Source organism: Kordiimonas laminariae (genome assembly GCF_023008165.1).
Lineage (GTDB): Bacteria > Pseudomonadota > Alphaproteobacteria > Sphingomonadales > Kordiimonadaceae > Kordiimonas > Kordiimonas laminariae.
In genome coordinates, this window is the sequence record NZ_JAKQZA010000002.1 from 191,974 (window position 1) to 207,991 (window position 16,018).

Here is a 16,018-nt window from a genome sequence, read left to right on the forward strand (position 1 = left end):
CCTCCGCTTGTAGAATTTTAATTTTCTAAGCATCAGAACCCGAATACTCCCCAATTCCACAAAAAAAGAGGGCGAAAACGCCCTCTTTTCCAATTTATCCCATGTTTTCCCATGGAGCCGTCTTACAAGTGATCCGATTCCCATAAAAACCCAGACCACCCCAAGACCAAGATATTACACGTCAGTTAAACTCAACAGGTTCACAGTGCCAACATGCCTCTGCTTCACCAGAACCAATCGGGCTACCCGGAGGAACATCAGGATTATCTGGATTTTTAACAGCAGGTGTTTTAGCTCTCGCCAAAGCATTCTCAATTCGCACCGCCATAGCGCTACCTGCTGAGCTATAGCCGCGGCGCCAATCAATGAAACGCAGCCTTAAATCTTTAAGCGCCTTCATCACCTCTGAACGCACCATCACAGACGTCCTCGGGCGATCATTAAGCGTAATTAATTGTTCCATCAATCTTGAAGCTACAACGATACGAAGAGCGATTATATTAGCATCATCACCACGTGCTGTGCCCGTTATAAAATCAATTGTTCGCGCGAGTACAAAGGCCAAATCATTACCACGCCCGGACAGGTTTTGCTCAGCCAAGCGCGCAAGCCGCGCTGGGTGCAGCAGCGCATCAAACGTAAGGTCCGCAGCTACCGCAGCTGCTTCAGCTTCACTGAATACAGGCCTTGCCACTGCATCAAAAATTTCTCGGTTCCATTGCGGATCACCATTTGGACGACCAACCGGTGACAGAACTGTGAGAGTTTCATCACTGATATCAAGCGCCTCAGGCGCAACCGTTTTTAAAAGCCCCTCAAGTGCGGCTTGTTGTTGTTTCCAATCAACCCGCACAGGTGCATTCCGACCATCACCTTCATGGCGATACTCAAATTCGTATCCGCCCAAAGACTTAGCCGCAGCCTGTAGCTGATAACGGTGATAAAGATAGAGAGGCACAAATTTAGTTTGCAGCGCCTCGTATGTTTCACCTTTACGGAGATTACGCTCACCAAAATTGCTCATGGCAATTTCACGCACCTTTAGAACATTATCTAATTCAGCAACGAGATCAGAACCATTATCCCAAAGAGCACCCTTAGCGTGGCCAGTTCCAATATTTCGGCTATCAGGATCAGACACATAAAGAAGGCCAGCTTGATCAGCTTCTTTCACCAGCTTTGCTTGCGCTACTTTTTCTTCATCGTCATATTCAGCATAAAGGAATTTGGTCGCCCAATTATCCCAACCACCAACACCAACGCCGTAAGTACGCGAGAAATCAAGCTGACCACTTCCCACCGCACGCACATCCGGCGCAGGGTAGTCCATCACGCTGGCACGATCTCCATATGAGCTCCCAGCCATATTGTGAGAAAAGCCAAGAGAGTGGCCAATTTCGTGCGCTGAAAGCTGCCTGATACGTTGAAGCGCCAACTCTACCGGATCATCTTTCTCACCCGTACCCGTTTTCGATGCACCAGAAAGAGCCTCAAAGATTTTGATATCCTGACGCACACGCAGAGAGCCCAACAACACAACACCACGCAAAGTTTCACCTGTACGTGGATCATGTAGCGCAGAACCATAAGACCAACCCCGTGTAGCACGGTGCACCCAGTTCACGACGTTATACCGAGCATCGAGCGGATGAACGCCTTCAGGCAGAATTTCAGCCCGATACCCACCTGGGAAACCAGCTTTTTCAAAGGCTTCCGTCCACCAATTCGCACCTTCAAGAAGAGCAGAACGAATAGGTTCCGGAGCACCATTATCAATATAGAAAACGATCGGCTTAATCACATCACCATTTTCATCTTTTTGAAGCCGGAAACGTCTAGCCAGTTGCACCACCGTATTACCATCAAGCGGGGCTGACATATCCACATATGAAGAAGAAATAACGCCAGCGCGCTCATCAGAATGGCGTACTTCATAGCCATCATCGGGCATTTTCAAAAAAGTAGTATGAGCAATGAGCGTTACAGAATTAGCATCCGGCGTTGTTGCATAAATTTCACCACCTGGGTTAGTACCTGCGAAAGTGAGATGAGCATCGAACTCCAGGTTAATCGGGAAAACATGGGCATCTTCCGTGTCCACATAAGAGCGTTTCCCATCAATGCGGTAGCTCCCCTGATTTCTCCGTTTTAATCTGGCAGCAACGCCTACGGCATCTCGCTTAAGAAAACCACTAAGATCAATCAGTGCCTTACCTGTTTTTTCATCAAATTCAACAATCGGCGTAGACCAGATAACAGATTCCGAAAAACTGGTTCTGACAGCCTTTTTCTCGGCAGGGTTATCTGCAGATGCCCTAAAGCTTTGGTTCTCAATAACGGCCAACATGTTCTTGCCAGCGCGGCGGAAGGTTAAAATCTCCGTTCCACCAGGCAAACTACGGTCAAGCCCAAGAGGGTTAGACCCCAAACCACCTGTTAAATAGTATGCATAAATATAGCGACCAAAGGTATTATCACTGGCTTTGTCAAGCGCCAGTAGAACTTTAGCTCCGTCATGATCAACATATGTGGTGATCAATCCATCTTTCTTTTCCAGATCTTTCGTTTTTTCTGCAAAATCTGCAAAGGCAACTGAACTTAATAAAGCCGCTGCACACAAGCCTGAAATCAGGTTCCCAACCCTAAACATATGTTCTCCCCAAATTGGTTTGATTTCACTCTAAATCAGAAGAAAGCAATTACAAGAGGGACAAACTTATTGTGAGCATAAGAAAAGATAGCAGCAGATGGCGTGTAAGCCGGGTTCTGTCCTGACATGCGCCAGTGATGATCATTCCTCTAGGCTTATTGTTGCCAACAAGCTCAAGCAACCTACCACAATGATAGCTCGGAAACAGAGCCTGCCCCAAAAGGGCTATCATTCAAATTGGTTTTGCTTCCGGTGGGGTTTACCCTGCCGCCTTTGTTACCAGAGGCGCGGTGCGCTCTTACCGCACCCTTTCACCCTTACCCATGCAAGCACAGGCGGTTTGCTTTCTGTGGCACTTTCCCTGAGGTCACCCTCGCCGGCCGTTAACCGGCACCGTGTTTCCGTGAAGCCCGGACTTTCCTCCCCTCAGCATACACCAAGCGGCGATCATCCAGCCATCTGCTGCATGCACATAGCCATTTTAAGGGAATAACGTCAAGCCTGTTGCATACCAGCCTTATTTCGGGCACAGTCCGCGCTTAAGAGGTACTTGTGACACAGCAAGAGTTTTTATAATGAAAAAGTTACTAGCAATTGCAGCCCTATTCAGTCTTTCGGCATGCAGCCTTTTTGAAGGCAAGGGCGAAGAAATTATTTTTGATACAACATTGGGTCCTAAGACCGAAGACCAGATCAAGACACTGCCTTCCAACCTTCAAGGAGATGCAGGCAATGCAAATTATCTTGGTACTGAGCGTAAAGGCCCACAGTTAGAATCAGAAGACGGTTCAAAATAATTTCTGCACATATCAGATTTCAAAAGGCGCACTGATTTTCAGAGCGCCTTTTATTTTACCTTGTAAAGACCCAAAAGCACTTCAACTGTATCATCAATGTTTTCCTGTATCATCTGCTCCGTCACTTCAGAGATCAGACCGATAGACCATTTGAACTGCAACTTGCCCTTTAAAAGAGTTGTCAACAAAGCTGCTGCCTTGTTGTAATTCTCTATTTTCAACTCACCTTTATCAGCCCAAGACCGAAGGAAATCCTTGATACCTTCCTGCATAATCTTTGGCCCCGATTCCCAGAAAATTTGCGCCAGCTCAGGCCCCTTAACAGCTTCGTCAGCCAAAAGACGCTCCATCGACATTGCTTCAGGGCTTATCAAAAGCCGCGCATAACTGTCACAAATAATACGCAGGTCACTTTCAAGGGAATGCGTTTCCAGATTTTCCAAAACATTTGCAGGACTATGACGTTCAATCACCATTGAAATAGCGCGAGCGAATAAAACCTCTTTAGATTCGAAATGACTGTAAACGGTTTGTTTTGAAACACCTGCCCGTTTAGCAATCTTATCCATATTGGTGCCTTGAAAGCCCAGCTCCATGAAAAGTTCGCTAGCGGCTTCGGTTATCGCAATATTCTTACCTTCATCACGCGGCCGTCCACGTGAAGGCTTAGACTTTTTTTCGCTCAAGACACTTTTGTCAACCATCTTCAATCCAGAACAGGTTCTATAATCGTACATATTTCAGCAAACATTTAGCGCAACTGAAATAAATCTGCCACCTATAACTATTATTTTTTAGACTAATAAGTCCAGATATTACCTCAACTTTTCAAAAACCCTACGGCTTTCTTAGGTTTCGATCATATCACATTTCAAAATAATTACTAGACTAATAAGTCCAGTAATACTATATATCCGTAAAACCGTTTTAAATATTTCGGATTACGATGGCATGAAAAAGCAACTCCCCAGCTCCTCCCCCCGCTTGTTAAAAGCTGGAGCAATCATTATCTCTGCTGGCCTTTTGGCCAGCGCCCTCGGCTTACGTTTAACGGCCCAGGAAGATGTCTCAAAAAAAATATCTGCCCTTCCAATCAAAACTACCACTGTAAAGATTGAAGACAGCTATGTATCACGTCGCACATTCACAGGCCGTGCTGTAGCAGGCCGCATCAGCCCTTTGGCATTTGAGCTCGGCGGAACAGTTTCAGAGATATCCACTGATCTAGGTCAGCAGGTTACCAAAGGCGATGTCATAGCCCGCCTTGACACGTCCCGCCTTGAAGCCAGCAAAAGCCAACTGATTGCTGAGCAAGAAGAAGTAACTGCATCTCTTAAACTTGCAGAACGGACCTTAAAACGTGCTGAAGAGACATTTAAAAGCGGCCATGCATCGGCACAGCGGCTTGATGAGGCCGAAGCGAATGCAATCACGTTAAAAGCCCGCCTGAAGCGCCTGGACGCTTCCTTGCGTACACTTGATGTAGATATCAGACGCTCTTCAATAAAAGCACCGTTTAGCGGCACCATTACACAGCGCATGGTGGATGAAGGCACCGTTGTTGGTGCAGGCACATCCGTTCTAGAAATTACAGAAGATAGCCGCATGGAAGCCCATATCGGCATGCCGCCCAAGCATGCAAACAGTATCGCAACCGGTGCTTCCGTAGAACTAAGAGACGGTAAAAGACAAATTATTGAAGGAGCAACGGTTCGCTCTATTGTTCCCATCATCACCGGCCAGACCCGGACAATGATGGTAACGTTTGATCTTCCGGAAAATCGCGCCACTCGAGGCGAGCTAATCAATGCTGTTGTAAATGATGAACAAGATGCACATGGTGCATGGCTCCCTATTCGCGCACTGTCATCTGATGTACGCGGTCTGTGGCGCGTTTATAAAGTACATCAGGAAGGTGGTGACCAAAGAGTACGCTTTGAGAACGTACAGATCCTCTATACCGAGGGCAACCGGGCATTCGTAACAGGTACTATATCAGATGGTGATATTCTGGTTGCGGACGGTATGAACAGGCTTGCACCTGGCCAGCTCGTACGTGCAGCGCAGTAAAGGGAGACTATAGATGAAAGGCTCTCTTTATAATCATCCCCGGGTCGTATGGTTACTCCTACTCCTAATTGTCATTTCAGGTACTAACGCCTTCTTCACCATGCCTCGTCTTGAAGACCCGCACATGGAAAGCCGAGTAATCCAGGTAACGACATTCTATCCTGGAGCAGATGCCGAACGCGTGGAAGCTGAGGTCACAGAAAAACTTGAACGTAAAATTCGTGAAATCCCCGAGGTGGAAAAAGTACGCAGTACATCACGCCCCGGTAATTCTCTGATCACGGTTACACTGGAAGACCGCATCACTGATGCAAAGCCCATTACTGCACGCCTCCGAGATAAAGTCGCTGAAGTAACTGATTTACCTGAAGGTGCTACGGCACCAGATTTTTCAGATACACGCATTTATGCGCACTCTGCCATTCTTTCACTTACCTGGCATTCAGACAGCCCAATCAATTATGCGATTTTGGGGCGGCACGCACGTGAAGTTGAAAGCCGCCTTAGAAACCTCTCCGGAACAGATTTCGTAGATGTACTTGGCCTTCCACAAGAAGAAATCCGTATCACCGTTGACGATAGCAGACTTGCAGCACATGGCCTAACTATGGCTGAAGTTGCAAACATGATCCGAGGTTCTGATGCACGCGGTGCAGCAGGTGTTGTTGCGGGCACCGAAAACCGCATGGTGGTTCAGGTGACAGGCGCCATTGATAATATCGCCCGTATCCAGCGCATTCCAATTGGGCAGGATGCCTTCGGCGCTAGCCTGCGCATTGGTGATGTTGCAACAGTTACGCGCACCTTTGAAGACCCACCATCACGCCTGACATATCTTGACGGTCATTACGGCGTGGTCGTTGCTGCAAGAATGTTCGAGGATTCCCGGATCGACCAGTGGTCTGACCAGATCGCTGCCCTGATGGCCGATATTGAGCAGACACTACCTGCCAGTATTCATCTGGACCGCATATTTGATCAACGCGAATATGCGGATGAACGCCTTGATGGCCTGATGGGTAATCTAGCGGTTGGTGCCCTCGTGGTACTTGGGGTTCTCTTAGTATCTCTTGGTTGGAGAGCATCCCTTGTCTCAGCCTCCATTCTGCCGTTAACGCTCCTTGCTGCGCTTGCTATCACCAATATGTTTGGGCTCCGCATTCAGCAGGTTCTTGTAACAGGCTTAATTGTAGCCCTTGGCATTATGGTAGATAATGCCATCGTAATTACAGATGAAATCCAACACCTGCGCCTGCAAGGTGAACGACGTGCCACCGCAGTTGCTAAAACAGTGAGGAAATTATGGGTCCCCCTTCTAGGCAGCACTATGACCACTGTGATTGCCTTCATGCCGCTGGTCCTTATGCCTGGAAACGCAGGGGACTTTCTCTTGGGCGTACCTGCAGCTGTGATTGCATCTCTTGTCGCTTCATATATTATTGCCTTCACGATTATTTCCGCAGTAGCAGGCCGGATGCTTGAAGGCCGCCTCCCTGATGAAGTACTGAAAGGTCCAGTGAAGCGGGTGTGGTGGCGTGACGGCATTGATGGCGGCATGCTCGCTCGCGCTTTTGAAGCCAGCCTTCGGTGGTCAGTGAAACGCCCACTTCGCTCCATTGTTGTGGCGACAGCAATTCCGCTTGCAGGTTTTGCACTTGCTGGTCAGCTAACAGAGCAGTTCTTTCCGGTAAGCGACCGCAACCAATTCCGCATTCAAGTTTACATGCCTGCTCAGGCTTCTATTGAAGAAACCCGTAAGGCAACAGAATTTGTAAATGGGCACTTGAAGAAAATTGAAGAAATCGAAAGTGTTCACTGGTTTATTGGAACGCGCCCTGCCAAATTCTATTACAGCATGATCGCGGCAAACGACGGTGTTGTAAGCATCTCTGAAGCCGCCGTAACGGTGGGAACATTTGAGCAGATAACAACACTTATTCCCCGCCTTCAGGAAGAACTGACCAAGCTCTTACCTGAAGCGATGATTCTTGTTCGGGAATTAGGCAGTGGCCCACCCATTCAGGCTCCTATCGAACTTCGTATCCTTGGGCCTGACCTTGAAGTTCTTGAAGAACTTGGTGAACAAGCCCGCAGCATTCTCGCCGAGGTACCGAACGTTACCTATACCCGAACGAGCCTGAAAGCTGGCCGGCCTATGGTTTCCGTAGAAGCCAGAGAAGATGATGTTTCCGTGACGGGATTATCCCTCAAACAAGTGGAACAACAACTACAAGGCTTAACCAGCGGCATCATCGCAACATATGTAATTGAACAAACTCAGCAGGTTCCAGTACGCCTGATAGCTGACCGCGCCAGTCGTATGAATATTGAATCAATCGCAAACATGAGCCTGATGGGCGGCGAACGCAGTAGAGAAATTGATCAATCATTTGCTGATCTCCCCGTTTCTGCAGTAGCCGATGTAAAACTCGCGACTAAGGTAGGCGCGGTAGAACACTGGAACGGTGAACGCATGAACAAAGTACAGGCCTTTCTCAGGTTCGGTATTTTACCTGAAGATGCCTTCAAGGAAGTACAAGTAGCTCTTGCGGAAGCCAATTTGAAAGCCCCTCCCGGTTACACCATTCAATTTGGTGGAGAATCTGAAGAACGGGACGAAGCTGTTGGCCAACTTTTTGGGACAGCTGGTATGTTAGTAGTTCTTATGCTGCTCGCGATCGTGCTCACCTTTAATAGCTTCCGCCTAGCATTTGTTACATTAGCAGCCGCAGTTCAGGCCGCAGGACTTGGCCTGTTTTCCATGTGGTTCTTTAACTACCCTCTCAGCTTTGTGGTGATCTTTGGCCTCATGGGACTTGTGGGCCTTGCGATTAACGCAGCTATCGTAATCCTCTCTGAACTACGTGGCAGAGAAGATGCTCGTAACGGCGATGCTGAAGCTGTTGTGAAAGGCGTGATGAGCACAGGACGCCACATTCTTTCAACAACAATCACCACAGTAGGTGGATTTATGCCCCTTATTCTTGCCGGAGGCCCATTCTGGCCGCCGTTCGCAGTAGCTATTGCAGGCGGAGCATTCCTCTCCATGGTTGTTAGCTTTTATTTTGCACCAGCCGCTTTCTTGTTCCTAACACGGCGCAGAAGAGTAAGCGCACCTGGCGAGCTGCCGAAGCCTAAAAACCCGGAACCAATCCTACCCATAACGCAATAAAAAAAGGGCTGGCAAACACCAGCCCTTTTTACATTCAAAAGTATATAACTTTAATGAACGAGTGGAGCCAATAGTGCCAAAGCAAAGGCTTGGTTATCATCATCTTCAACGGCAGCAACAATCTTCTTTGCTGATACTAAATCCTGATTTGAGATAGCAGCTTCCATTAGATCAAGACGAATAACATCACGCTCATAGGCGCCATCCATCGCAGCGATCTCATCCAGTGTTGCATTGTAAGCCATTTGCAACTCTTCTGCAGGCCGCCCTACTTTCAGATGCTTCAGGTAACGTACCTTTTCTTTCACATCATCATAATAGGCAAGTCGGCCGATAGCTCTATTCAAATGACCGCTCGCAGCCTCAACGGAACCAATTTTGTCTGCAAACGTTACGTGAGGTCCTTTTGCACGCAACCGGCCAGCGTATCCAATTGCCTTCGCATAACTGTCTTCCGCTTGTGTATTGAGACCCGCCTCAAGCATCGCACGCGCACGATCAGCCGCGATAAATGCTTTCATATTTTGCCCAAGAATAGATTGGAAAAACTCATCCGCCTCAAGCAGATATTTTGCCGCCAAATCAGTTTCCCCCATCTTCTCAGCCATAATAGAGAGTAGAATAAAACCACGGTACTTTAACTCAGCTGCTTCTTCTGTTCTTACAATCTCTTCAACAGTTATCCGGTCCGCAGCACCAATTGTTTCTTTATCAGCACGAGAGAATAAGCTGATCTCGCGCCAAAAAGCACGCTTAGGGTTACTCAACTGCGCCAGAGCTACTCTAGCGTCTGCGAACGTTCCAGCCGCAGCGGATTCTTCAGCAATCCTCAGCAAGGTAATGTCTTTCACAGTCTTATGAGAAAGTTCTTGCACAAGCGCGAGTGCCCCAGCTGTATCACCCGCTTTGGCGAGTAGTGGTGCAATTTCACTGATTTTTTCTGATGTAACCAATGATAAATTTACTGACCGTGCTTCATCCAATGCCAACATAAGTGTTTGTTGCGCGTCCTGAGTATTGCCAGTAGCAATCATCGACCGTGCTACACCAATGAGTATCTTTGCGCGTTGAATACCAAAATCTTCTTCAATCACTGTTTGAAGAGCAGCCTTAATTGCGCAATCTCGGTTCAATTGAGCCAAACAATTCAATGTATGAGTATTGGGTCTGTCAGAACTGCTCACTTCCTGAGCATGACCAGAATATGACGCCGACATCATCAATGTCGCTATAACAAGTTTTTTCACTTTATGTCCTCATCTCTCGCTATTTTCCCTGCTATATCCTGCAGGATAATGGCTGTACCTCGATCATAACCACCCGTCACAGCCCTTTGCCGCCAATGCATCTGAAATGCTCTTAAGGCATCTTCACTTTCTTGAGTGAAGGTTTTTATTTCTGTTATATTATAACCAACAATTTTTAGAAGACTATTCATTTTTTCAACAGCCTTTCCGTTATCATCCCTCTTAAGAAGCTGAGTGGTGCTTTCACCAGTTTCTTGAGAAAAAAGCCCAAAACCATTGGCGCTTAAATACCCCCAAGGGAATAATTCCCCGGGATCACTTTTCCTATCTGGTGCTATATCACTATGGCCAATGACATTCGCGGGCACTATATCATGCCGCTGATGAATATCTTTTAGAAGCTTCAGCAACATTGCAATCTGCTTTTCGGGAAAACCCCGATACCCGAATTCATGACCTGGGTTCACTAACTCAATTCCAATGGAATTATGGTTTAGATTATTCATACCACGCCAATAAGAAATACCAGCATGCCAAGCACGTTTATCTTCCTTCACCAATTGAAAGAGATTTCCATCTTCTTCAATAAGATAATGAGCCGAAACTTGAGCATCTTCATCACACAAGCGTTCTAGTGCGTCCTGCCCACTTTTCATACCTGTATAATGAATAATCACCGTATCAATCACTGTACCAGTGGGACGTTCATTCCAATTTGGTGATGGGTGTGAAATCAATTTATTCATCAATACTGGTAGCTATATTGGAGTGCTTTTGCTTGTTCCGGAGCGTTACGATCAACACGCCAAGTACAGTTAACATACCGCCCATGAGCATTCTCGATGTAATTTCTTCATCTAGAATTATAACTCCAGCCAAGATAGCAAAGAGTGGCATCAAGAGGAAATACGGAGATACTACAGAGACTTCATATTTGGTAAATAAGTAATTCGCCAGACCGTGACCAACAATCGATGAACCGATCGCACTATAAATTACTCCACCCCATGCAAGCGATGTTGCTTCAGTAACTGCCGCCACCTGATTACTTTCGAAAAGTAACGACAAAACAATAGAACCAACCGTTCCAGCTAATCCCACCCACGCTTGAGTAGTCATCGCAGGAACATCTTTCAGAAAACGCATAAAAATGGCAGAAACCGCATATAAAAACGCTGATCCGATAACCACAAGCAAGCCATCAATATAACTGAAAACAGCAGGATCAAAACCAAGAACCATAACGCCACCGAAACTAATAGCGATACCCGCTACTCGTTTCCATCCTACAGCTTCCTTCAGGAAAATAATGGCTAACAGTGTGGAAAACGGCACGGCCAACTGTGAAGCAATTGCTACAGCTCCAACACCGCCGGAAAGTTTCATACCCCAAAATACAAAACCGAAATGTAGCACTCCAAGAGTAATAGCTGCAGCCAGCAATATCTTCATACGCCCTTTAACTATTTTAAAGAACGGCGCAAAAAAGCAAAATACAATAAGAAAACGAATGGCGTTTGCTGTAAGCGGTGGGAAATCAACCACTGCCCATTTCACAGCAACGAAGTTAAGCCCCCAAACTAATGTTACCAGTACCGCTAGAAGAATATGCTTAAACTGCACCGGCAGGTTCCTTTTCCCGCTGCCGCACAATTTTATCGTACGCAGCATTAATTTCTGCAGCCCGGCGCGTTGCCACCGCGATCAAATCACTTGGCACACCTGCCGCAATCAATTTATCAGGATGGTTATCCCTCACTAACTGACGGTAATGTTTTTTCAATTCAGCATCCGTAGCTGTTGGTTTAATTCCTAAAACAGCATATGGGCAATCAGGATCAGCACCATGATAGCGATATACCAACTCATCGATTTCTTGTTGGGAATAGCCAAAGATTTTCGCAACCGCCCGGATAAAATTGAGTTCATTGGGGTGAACATGCCCGTCAGATTGTGCAATGAAGAAAAGTGCATCAAGCACATCAGAAAGCGCCCGACGGTTATCATGCATTAAATCAGCAATCTGTTTTGCATAAGCATCAAAACCAGCCGTATGCTGCCTTGCAGTATCGAATACACGACCCACATTTGCCATTTCATGCTGTGGCACTTTAAAAACCTGTTTGAAGGCATCTACTTCTTCACGAGTTACACGCCCATCCGCTTTCGCCATCTTTGCCGAAAGCGCAATTACACCAATAGTAAATGTAATATGCTTGGTCGCCTCAGAAGGTGGTTGAGATGCGTTTACACCCGCATCTACCGCCGCTCCTACAGCCAAACCTGCGAGAGCACCAATAGGCCCACCTAACGCGAAGCCTGCAGTACCGCCAATAATTTTACCCCAAATAGACATGTGTGTTTTCTAGCACAGCCCCTCTCCCTATCCTACAGGAAACTAAGGATATTTTTGTTTCCTCACAATCAGGTGAATGAACTGTTGGCGGAACGGCGAAAAGGCAGTATATCTGTGCGCCAATGTAACACGCTTGAAATATTTCGAGCCTTCGAGTTTGAGGGAATATGGAACATGGTTGATGTAGTTATTTCAGGTACAGGTGTATTTGTACCGGAAAATAAAATAACGAACGAAGAATTGGTTGCCGCTTTTAACGACCATGTTGACCAGTTTAATGCAGAAAATGCCGCAGATATTGAAGCAGGCCTCGTAACTGCCAAACAACACTCAAGCGCGGCTTTCATTGAAAAAGCGTCAGGCATCAAATCCCGCCACATGATTGAAGTTGAAGGCGTGATGGATTTGAACCGTATGATGTCCAAGCTACCTGAAGAAGCTCACGGTGATCAGGATAAACCGTGTATTCAAGCTGAAATGGGTATTGCTGCCGCTAAAATGGCTATTGAAGCTGCGGGCATTGATGCTGGTGACATTGATCATCTTATCTGTTCATCTGCCGTTATGCAGCGGGCCTTCCCGGCAATCGGCATCGAAGTGCAACACCATCTAGGCACCGGTGGATCAGCCCTTGATATGGTTATGGGCTGTTCAAGTGCCACATATGGTCTGCTTGCTGGTGTTAATGCCATTAAATCAGGAATGGCTGACCGGGTTCTCATGGTAAACCCAGAGATTTTCTCAACCATGGTGAATTACCGGGATCGCGACAGCCATTTCATCTTTGGTGATATCGCTACCGCAGTTGTTCTGGAGCGTGCCGATCTTGCTAAAGGGAATGACCAGTGGAAAATCACTGGCACAAAAGCTGAAACACAGTTCTCAAGCAATATTCGCTCTCACTATGGCCCGCTAACACGCATTGATGATAACAGCATGCTACGCAAAGATATGTTCTTTGTTCAGGAAGGCCGCAAAGTATTCAAAGAACTTTTACCGCTTGTAACAGAATTTATCTCAACACAGTTGGAAGCCGAGGGTCTGAAGGTTTCAGACCTGAACCGCATGTGGCTACACCAAGCCAATATCAACATGAATATGTTTGCTGCTAAAAAACTGCTGGGCCGCGAACCAGAAACTGATGAAGCCCCAACCGTACTTGATGAATACGGCAATACAGCTGGCGCTGGCTCAATTGTGGCTTTCCATAAAAACCGCGCTGATCTAAAGTCTGGCGATAAAGGTATTATCTGCTCATTCGGTGCAGGCTATTCAATCGGTAGTTTGCTCGTTGAAAAACTTTAAAAACAAGCAAGGCTAAAAAGCCGATAAAAGGGACATATTATGGGTGGGGTTGTTATAAGCGGCACCGGCGTGTTTACGCCGCCAAATGCTGTATCCAACGAACAACTGGTTGAAAGTTATAATGCTTACGCAGAAAACTGGAATGCAGATAACGCCGAAGCGATTGCTTCTGGTGACGCGGTAGAAAAACAGCCCTCCTCAGTACCTTTCATTGAAAAAGCGTCCGGCATTAAGAGCCGTTACATGATGGAAGGTAAAGGTGCTATCGACGTTAGCCGCATGCACCCTAATCTCTCTGAAGAAGCGCCTGAAAACCCAGTTGATACGCCTGCCCAGGTTAAGATGGCATTCGCAGCTGCTGAAAAAGCGCTTAAGGAAGCCAAGTTAAAAGGTGAAGAGATTGATATGGTTATCATCTCTGCCTCTGTTTGGGAACGCTTCCTACCTTCCATGGCTTGTGAGCTACAATCAATGATCGGCGCAAAAGGCTTCGCTTTCGATATGGGCATGGCCTGTTCCAGCGCCACATTTGGCATCTCTACCGCATGCGATGCACTGCAATCAGGTATGGCTAATAAAGCACTTGTTGTAACAGCGGAATACCTCACACCAGTGATGGATTATGAAGACCGTGATAGCCATTTCATTTTTGGTGATTGTGCTGTCGCGATTGTTCTTGAACGAGAAACCGAAACAAAATCAGAAACAGCTTTCCGTATTAATGATCGCAAGTTGTTTACGGAATACTCCCCAAACATTCAGGTGACGTTTGGTACTCGTAATCTTCTGGTGCCGGAAGATATTTCTGATCCAAAATACCGTTTTAAGCAGAACGGCCGTGTTGTGTTCCGGGAACTACTGCCAAAGGTAATTGACCTGGTAAATGGGTATTTAGAGAAGAACGAACGCACAGTTGAAGACTACAAGCGTTTCTGGCTCCATCAGGCGAACATCAACATGAATATTTTCGCCACAAAGAAGCTACTAGGCAAAGAGCCAAGCCAGGATGAAGCACCAATTATTCTTGATGAATACGCAAATACCGCGGGCGCTGGATGCCTGATTGCTTTTGATAAATACAAGAGTGATTTTAAAACAGGTGACTTAGGTTTGATTTGCTCGTTTGGTGCCAGTTATTCAATAGGTTGCTTTGAGGTGGAGCGGCTCTAATTCAGCCGCCTACGCTTTCTACACTATCAAAATGTAATTGTTGGGCATGGTGCATCCTTCTATCCACCATATCCAACATACCGTCTACCTCAAGATCGTCACCACGAGCAGTAACAGTGCCAACACTTACTGTTAAACTAACTGGAACACCCTTTGATGTAGAGAACGCTGCGGCAGCGATCTTATGGCGTATCCGTTCAGCGACCATCTTCACACCTTCTTCTTTGGTATGCGGCATCATCAAAATGAACTCTTCACCACTGAAGCGGCAGATCACATCTTGTGCGCGACGTTTTTGCATAATGAGTGAGGTCAGATCTCTAAGCAGTTGATCACCTACCGCGCGGCCATGTTCCAAATTAACGCGTTTGAACCGATCGATATCCAGCATTATAATGGAAACAGGTTCACTATAACGCTTTGCTCTTGCAACGGTGGCCCGCATAACCTCTAGAAAACAACTTCTGTTTAAAGCACCTGTTAGCGGGTCTATCATTTGCTGAGTGCGTAACTGCCCTTGCAACTTCTCCGCCGTGATTATTATCATTATCAAAGCATAAGAAATGGAAAAGAGAATTAGCTCTATCCGAGTGATGACGGAGAAATTATAGGCCTGCAAAAGTGCTTCTTGCCCTATAAAATTAACGACACCGACACCAAACATATAAGTACCGTGAGCAGTAAATAATAAAATAACCAGAACAGCACCAATGGCCGTTCTTCTTATCATCCCTTTATATACCATTTTTAGGCCACCCAAGGCCCTGACTGTTACTAACACGGTTGCTAATGCAAATAGTGCTGTCAACCAATAGATGGTGTATAAATCCTCACCTGCCTTATTAGGGTCAAGGATACTTTTGGCTAAAACAGACGCACCAAGAGCAATAAAAATATAGAGAAGTCTCCTTCTGCTTCTACACCCCTTTTTCCAGAAGGCCGCAGTGCCCAACCAGATAGCACCAAATCCAGTCATAACAAGCAGTTGGCCAGTAAAGGATAATAATTCTGATGCAGGGAGCGAAGCAAAAACAAGAAGAGGAACGCCAATAGCGGCTAACAACATACCTAAAGCAGCTCCCCCAAGCCCTTCGATATGTTTATTGACCAACCAATGCGCACTCAAAATAAACGCCGACAACGCCATAACTATAGTTACAGCAAAAGATAACGTAGGCAAATCCAACGTCATTCCAGTCCCTCTCTTTTCCCCATGGGTACCTTATTGAAGAAATCAGCTATTTCAAGTGT

General features: G+C 46.4%; 12 protein-coding genes and 1 other RNA gene. 5 read left to right on the plus strand and 8 right to left on the minus strand.

Annotation, left to right across the window (positions count from 1 at the left end; translation table 11 throughout):
• Positions 1-181: 181 nt before the first annotated feature.
• Positions 182-2,650 carry a zinc-dependent metalloprotease gene (locus tag MF542_RS04320; RefSeq protein ID WP_247016332.1) on the minus strand — a complete coding sequence of 823 codons (2,469 nt, stop codon included), beginning with the start codon at positions 2,648-2,650 and terminating at the stop codon, positions 182-184.
• 89 nt (positions 2,651-2,739) lie between these two features.
• Positions 2,740-3,113: RNase P RNA component class A (gene rnpB, locus MF542_RS04325), an RNA gene on the minus strand.
• 112 nt (positions 3,114-3,225) lie between these two features.
• Here rnpB and MF542_RS04330 point away from each other — a divergent pair.
• Complete coding sequence (locus MF542_RS04330; protein ID WP_247016334.1) at positions 3,226-3,447, plus strand: hypothetical protein; 222 nt, start codon at positions 3,226-3,228, stop codon at positions 3,445-3,447.
• A 50-nt stretch (positions 3,448-3,497) separates the two neighbouring features.
• On the opposite strand, the gene MF542_RS04335 is transcribed toward MF542_RS04330, so the two are convergent.
• The gene (locus tag MF542_RS04335) at positions 3,498-4,151 is read right to left on the minus strand and encodes a TetR/AcrR family transcriptional regulator (protein ID WP_247016336.1); all 654 of its coding nucleotides are present in this window, start codon (positions 4,149-4,151) and stop codon (positions 3,498-3,500) included.
• 247 nt (positions 4,152-4,398) lie between these two features.
• Between MF542_RS04335 and MF542_RS04340 the strand changes: the two genes are divergently transcribed.
• Together MF542_RS04340 and MF542_RS04345 are read left to right on the plus strand one after the other, a co-directional pair.
• Entirely contained in the window at positions 4,399-5,517 is a 1,119-nt protein-coding gene (locus MF542_RS04340) for an efflux RND transporter periplasmic adaptor subunit (RefSeq protein WP_247016338.1), read from the plus strand.
• 13 nt (positions 5,518-5,530) lie between these two features.
• The gene (locus MF542_RS04345) at positions 5,531-8,689 is read left to right on the plus strand and encodes an efflux RND transporter permease subunit (RefSeq protein WP_247016340.1); all 3,159 of its coding nucleotides are present in this window, start codon (positions 5,531-5,533) and stop codon (positions 8,687-8,689) included.
• Positions 8,690-8,739: 50 nt separating this feature from the next.
• Here the strand turns inward: MF542_RS04345 and MF542_RS04350 are convergent, their stop codons facing one another.
• From MF542_RS04350 to MF542_RS04365, 4 genes are read right to left on the minus strand one after another with little or no spacing between them, the layout of a single operon-like run.
• On the minus strand, positions 8,740-9,936 hold the full coding sequence (locus MF542_RS04350; RefSeq protein ID WP_247016342.1) for a hypothetical protein: 1,197 nt from the start codon (positions 9,934-9,936) through the stop codon (positions 8,740-8,742).
• Positions 9,933-10,625 carry an N-acetylmuramoyl-L-alanine amidase gene (locus MF542_RS04355; RefSeq protein WP_247016344.1) on the minus strand — a complete coding sequence of 231 codons (693 nt, stop codon included), beginning with the start codon at positions 10,623-10,625 and terminating at the stop codon, positions 9,933-9,935. Before MF542_RS04355 ends, MF542_RS04350 begins: the two co-directional genes overlap by 4 nt.
• A gap of 49 nt (positions 10,626-10,674) precedes the next feature.
• On the minus strand, positions 10,675-11,559 hold the full coding sequence (locus MF542_RS04360; protein ID WP_247016346.1) for a DMT family transporter: 885 nt from the start codon (positions 11,557-11,559) through the stop codon (positions 10,675-10,677).
• On the minus strand, positions 11,549-12,292 hold the full coding sequence (locus MF542_RS04365) for a TerB family tellurite resistance protein (RefSeq protein ID WP_247016348.1): 744 nt from the start codon (positions 12,290-12,292) through the stop codon (positions 11,549-11,551). The genes MF542_RS04360 and MF542_RS04365 overlap by 11 nt, the downstream gene beginning before the upstream one ends.
• Before the next feature lie 174 nt (positions 12,293-12,466).
• Between MF542_RS04365 and MF542_RS04370 the strand changes: the two genes are divergently transcribed.
• Positions 12,467-13,597, plus strand: a complete 1,131-nt coding sequence (locus MF542_RS04370) for a beta-ketoacyl-ACP synthase III (protein WP_247016350.1) — start codon at positions 12,467-12,469, stop codon at positions 13,595-13,597.
• 39 nt (positions 13,598-13,636) lie between these two features.
• On the plus strand, positions 13,637-14,767 hold the full coding sequence (locus MF542_RS04375; protein ID WP_247016352.1) for a beta-ketoacyl-ACP synthase III: 1,131 nt from the start codon (positions 13,637-13,639) through the stop codon (positions 14,765-14,767).
• Between the two features lies 1 nt (position 14,768).
• On the opposite strand, the gene MF542_RS04380 is transcribed toward MF542_RS04375, so the two are convergent.
• On the minus strand, positions 14,769-15,959 hold the full coding sequence (locus MF542_RS04380) for a GGDEF domain-containing protein (protein WP_247016354.1): 1,191 nt from the start codon (positions 15,957-15,959) through the stop codon (positions 14,769-14,771).
• Between the last annotated feature and the right edge of the window lie 59 nt (positions 15,960-16,018).

What these genes read in the sequence shown, in the direction of transcription:
- MF542_RS04320 (WP_247016332.1), bottom strand. Translation starts at nt 2,650, where the DNA reads ATGTTTAGGGTTGGGAACCTGATTTCAGGCTTGTGTGCAGCGGCTTTA.
- MF542_RS04330 (WP_247016334.1), top strand. Translation starts at nt 3,226, where the DNA reads ATGAAAAAGTTACTAGCAATTGCAGCCCTATTCAGTCTTTCGGCATGC.
- MF542_RS04335 (WP_247016336.1), bottom strand. Translation starts at nt 4,151, where the DNA reads ATGGTTGACAAAAGTGTCTTGAGCGAAAAAAAGTCTAAGCCTTCACGT.
- MF542_RS04340 (WP_247016338.1), top strand. Translation starts at nt 4,399, where the DNA reads ATGAAAAAGCAACTCCCCAGCTCCTCCCCCCGCTTGTTAAAAGCTGGA.
- MF542_RS04345 (WP_247016340.1), top strand. Translation starts at nt 5,531, where the DNA reads ATGAAAGGCTCTCTTTATAATCATCCCCGGGTCGTATGGTTACTCCTA.
- MF542_RS04365 (WP_247016348.1), bottom strand. Translation starts at nt 12,292, where the DNA reads ATGTCTATTTGGGGTAAAATTATTGGCGGTACTGCAGGCTTCGCGTTA.
- MF542_RS04370 (WP_247016350.1), top strand. Translation starts at nt 12,467, where the DNA reads ATGGTTGATGTAGTTATTTCAGGTACAGGTGTATTTGTACCGGAAAAT.
- MF542_RS04375 (WP_247016352.1), top strand. Translation starts at nt 13,637, where the DNA reads ATGGGTGGGGTTGTTATAAGCGGCACCGGCGTGTTTACGCCGCCAAAT.
- MF542_RS04380 (WP_247016354.1), bottom strand. Translation starts at nt 15,959, where the DNA reads ATGACGTTGGATTTGCCTACGTTATCTTTTGCTGTAACTATAGTTATG.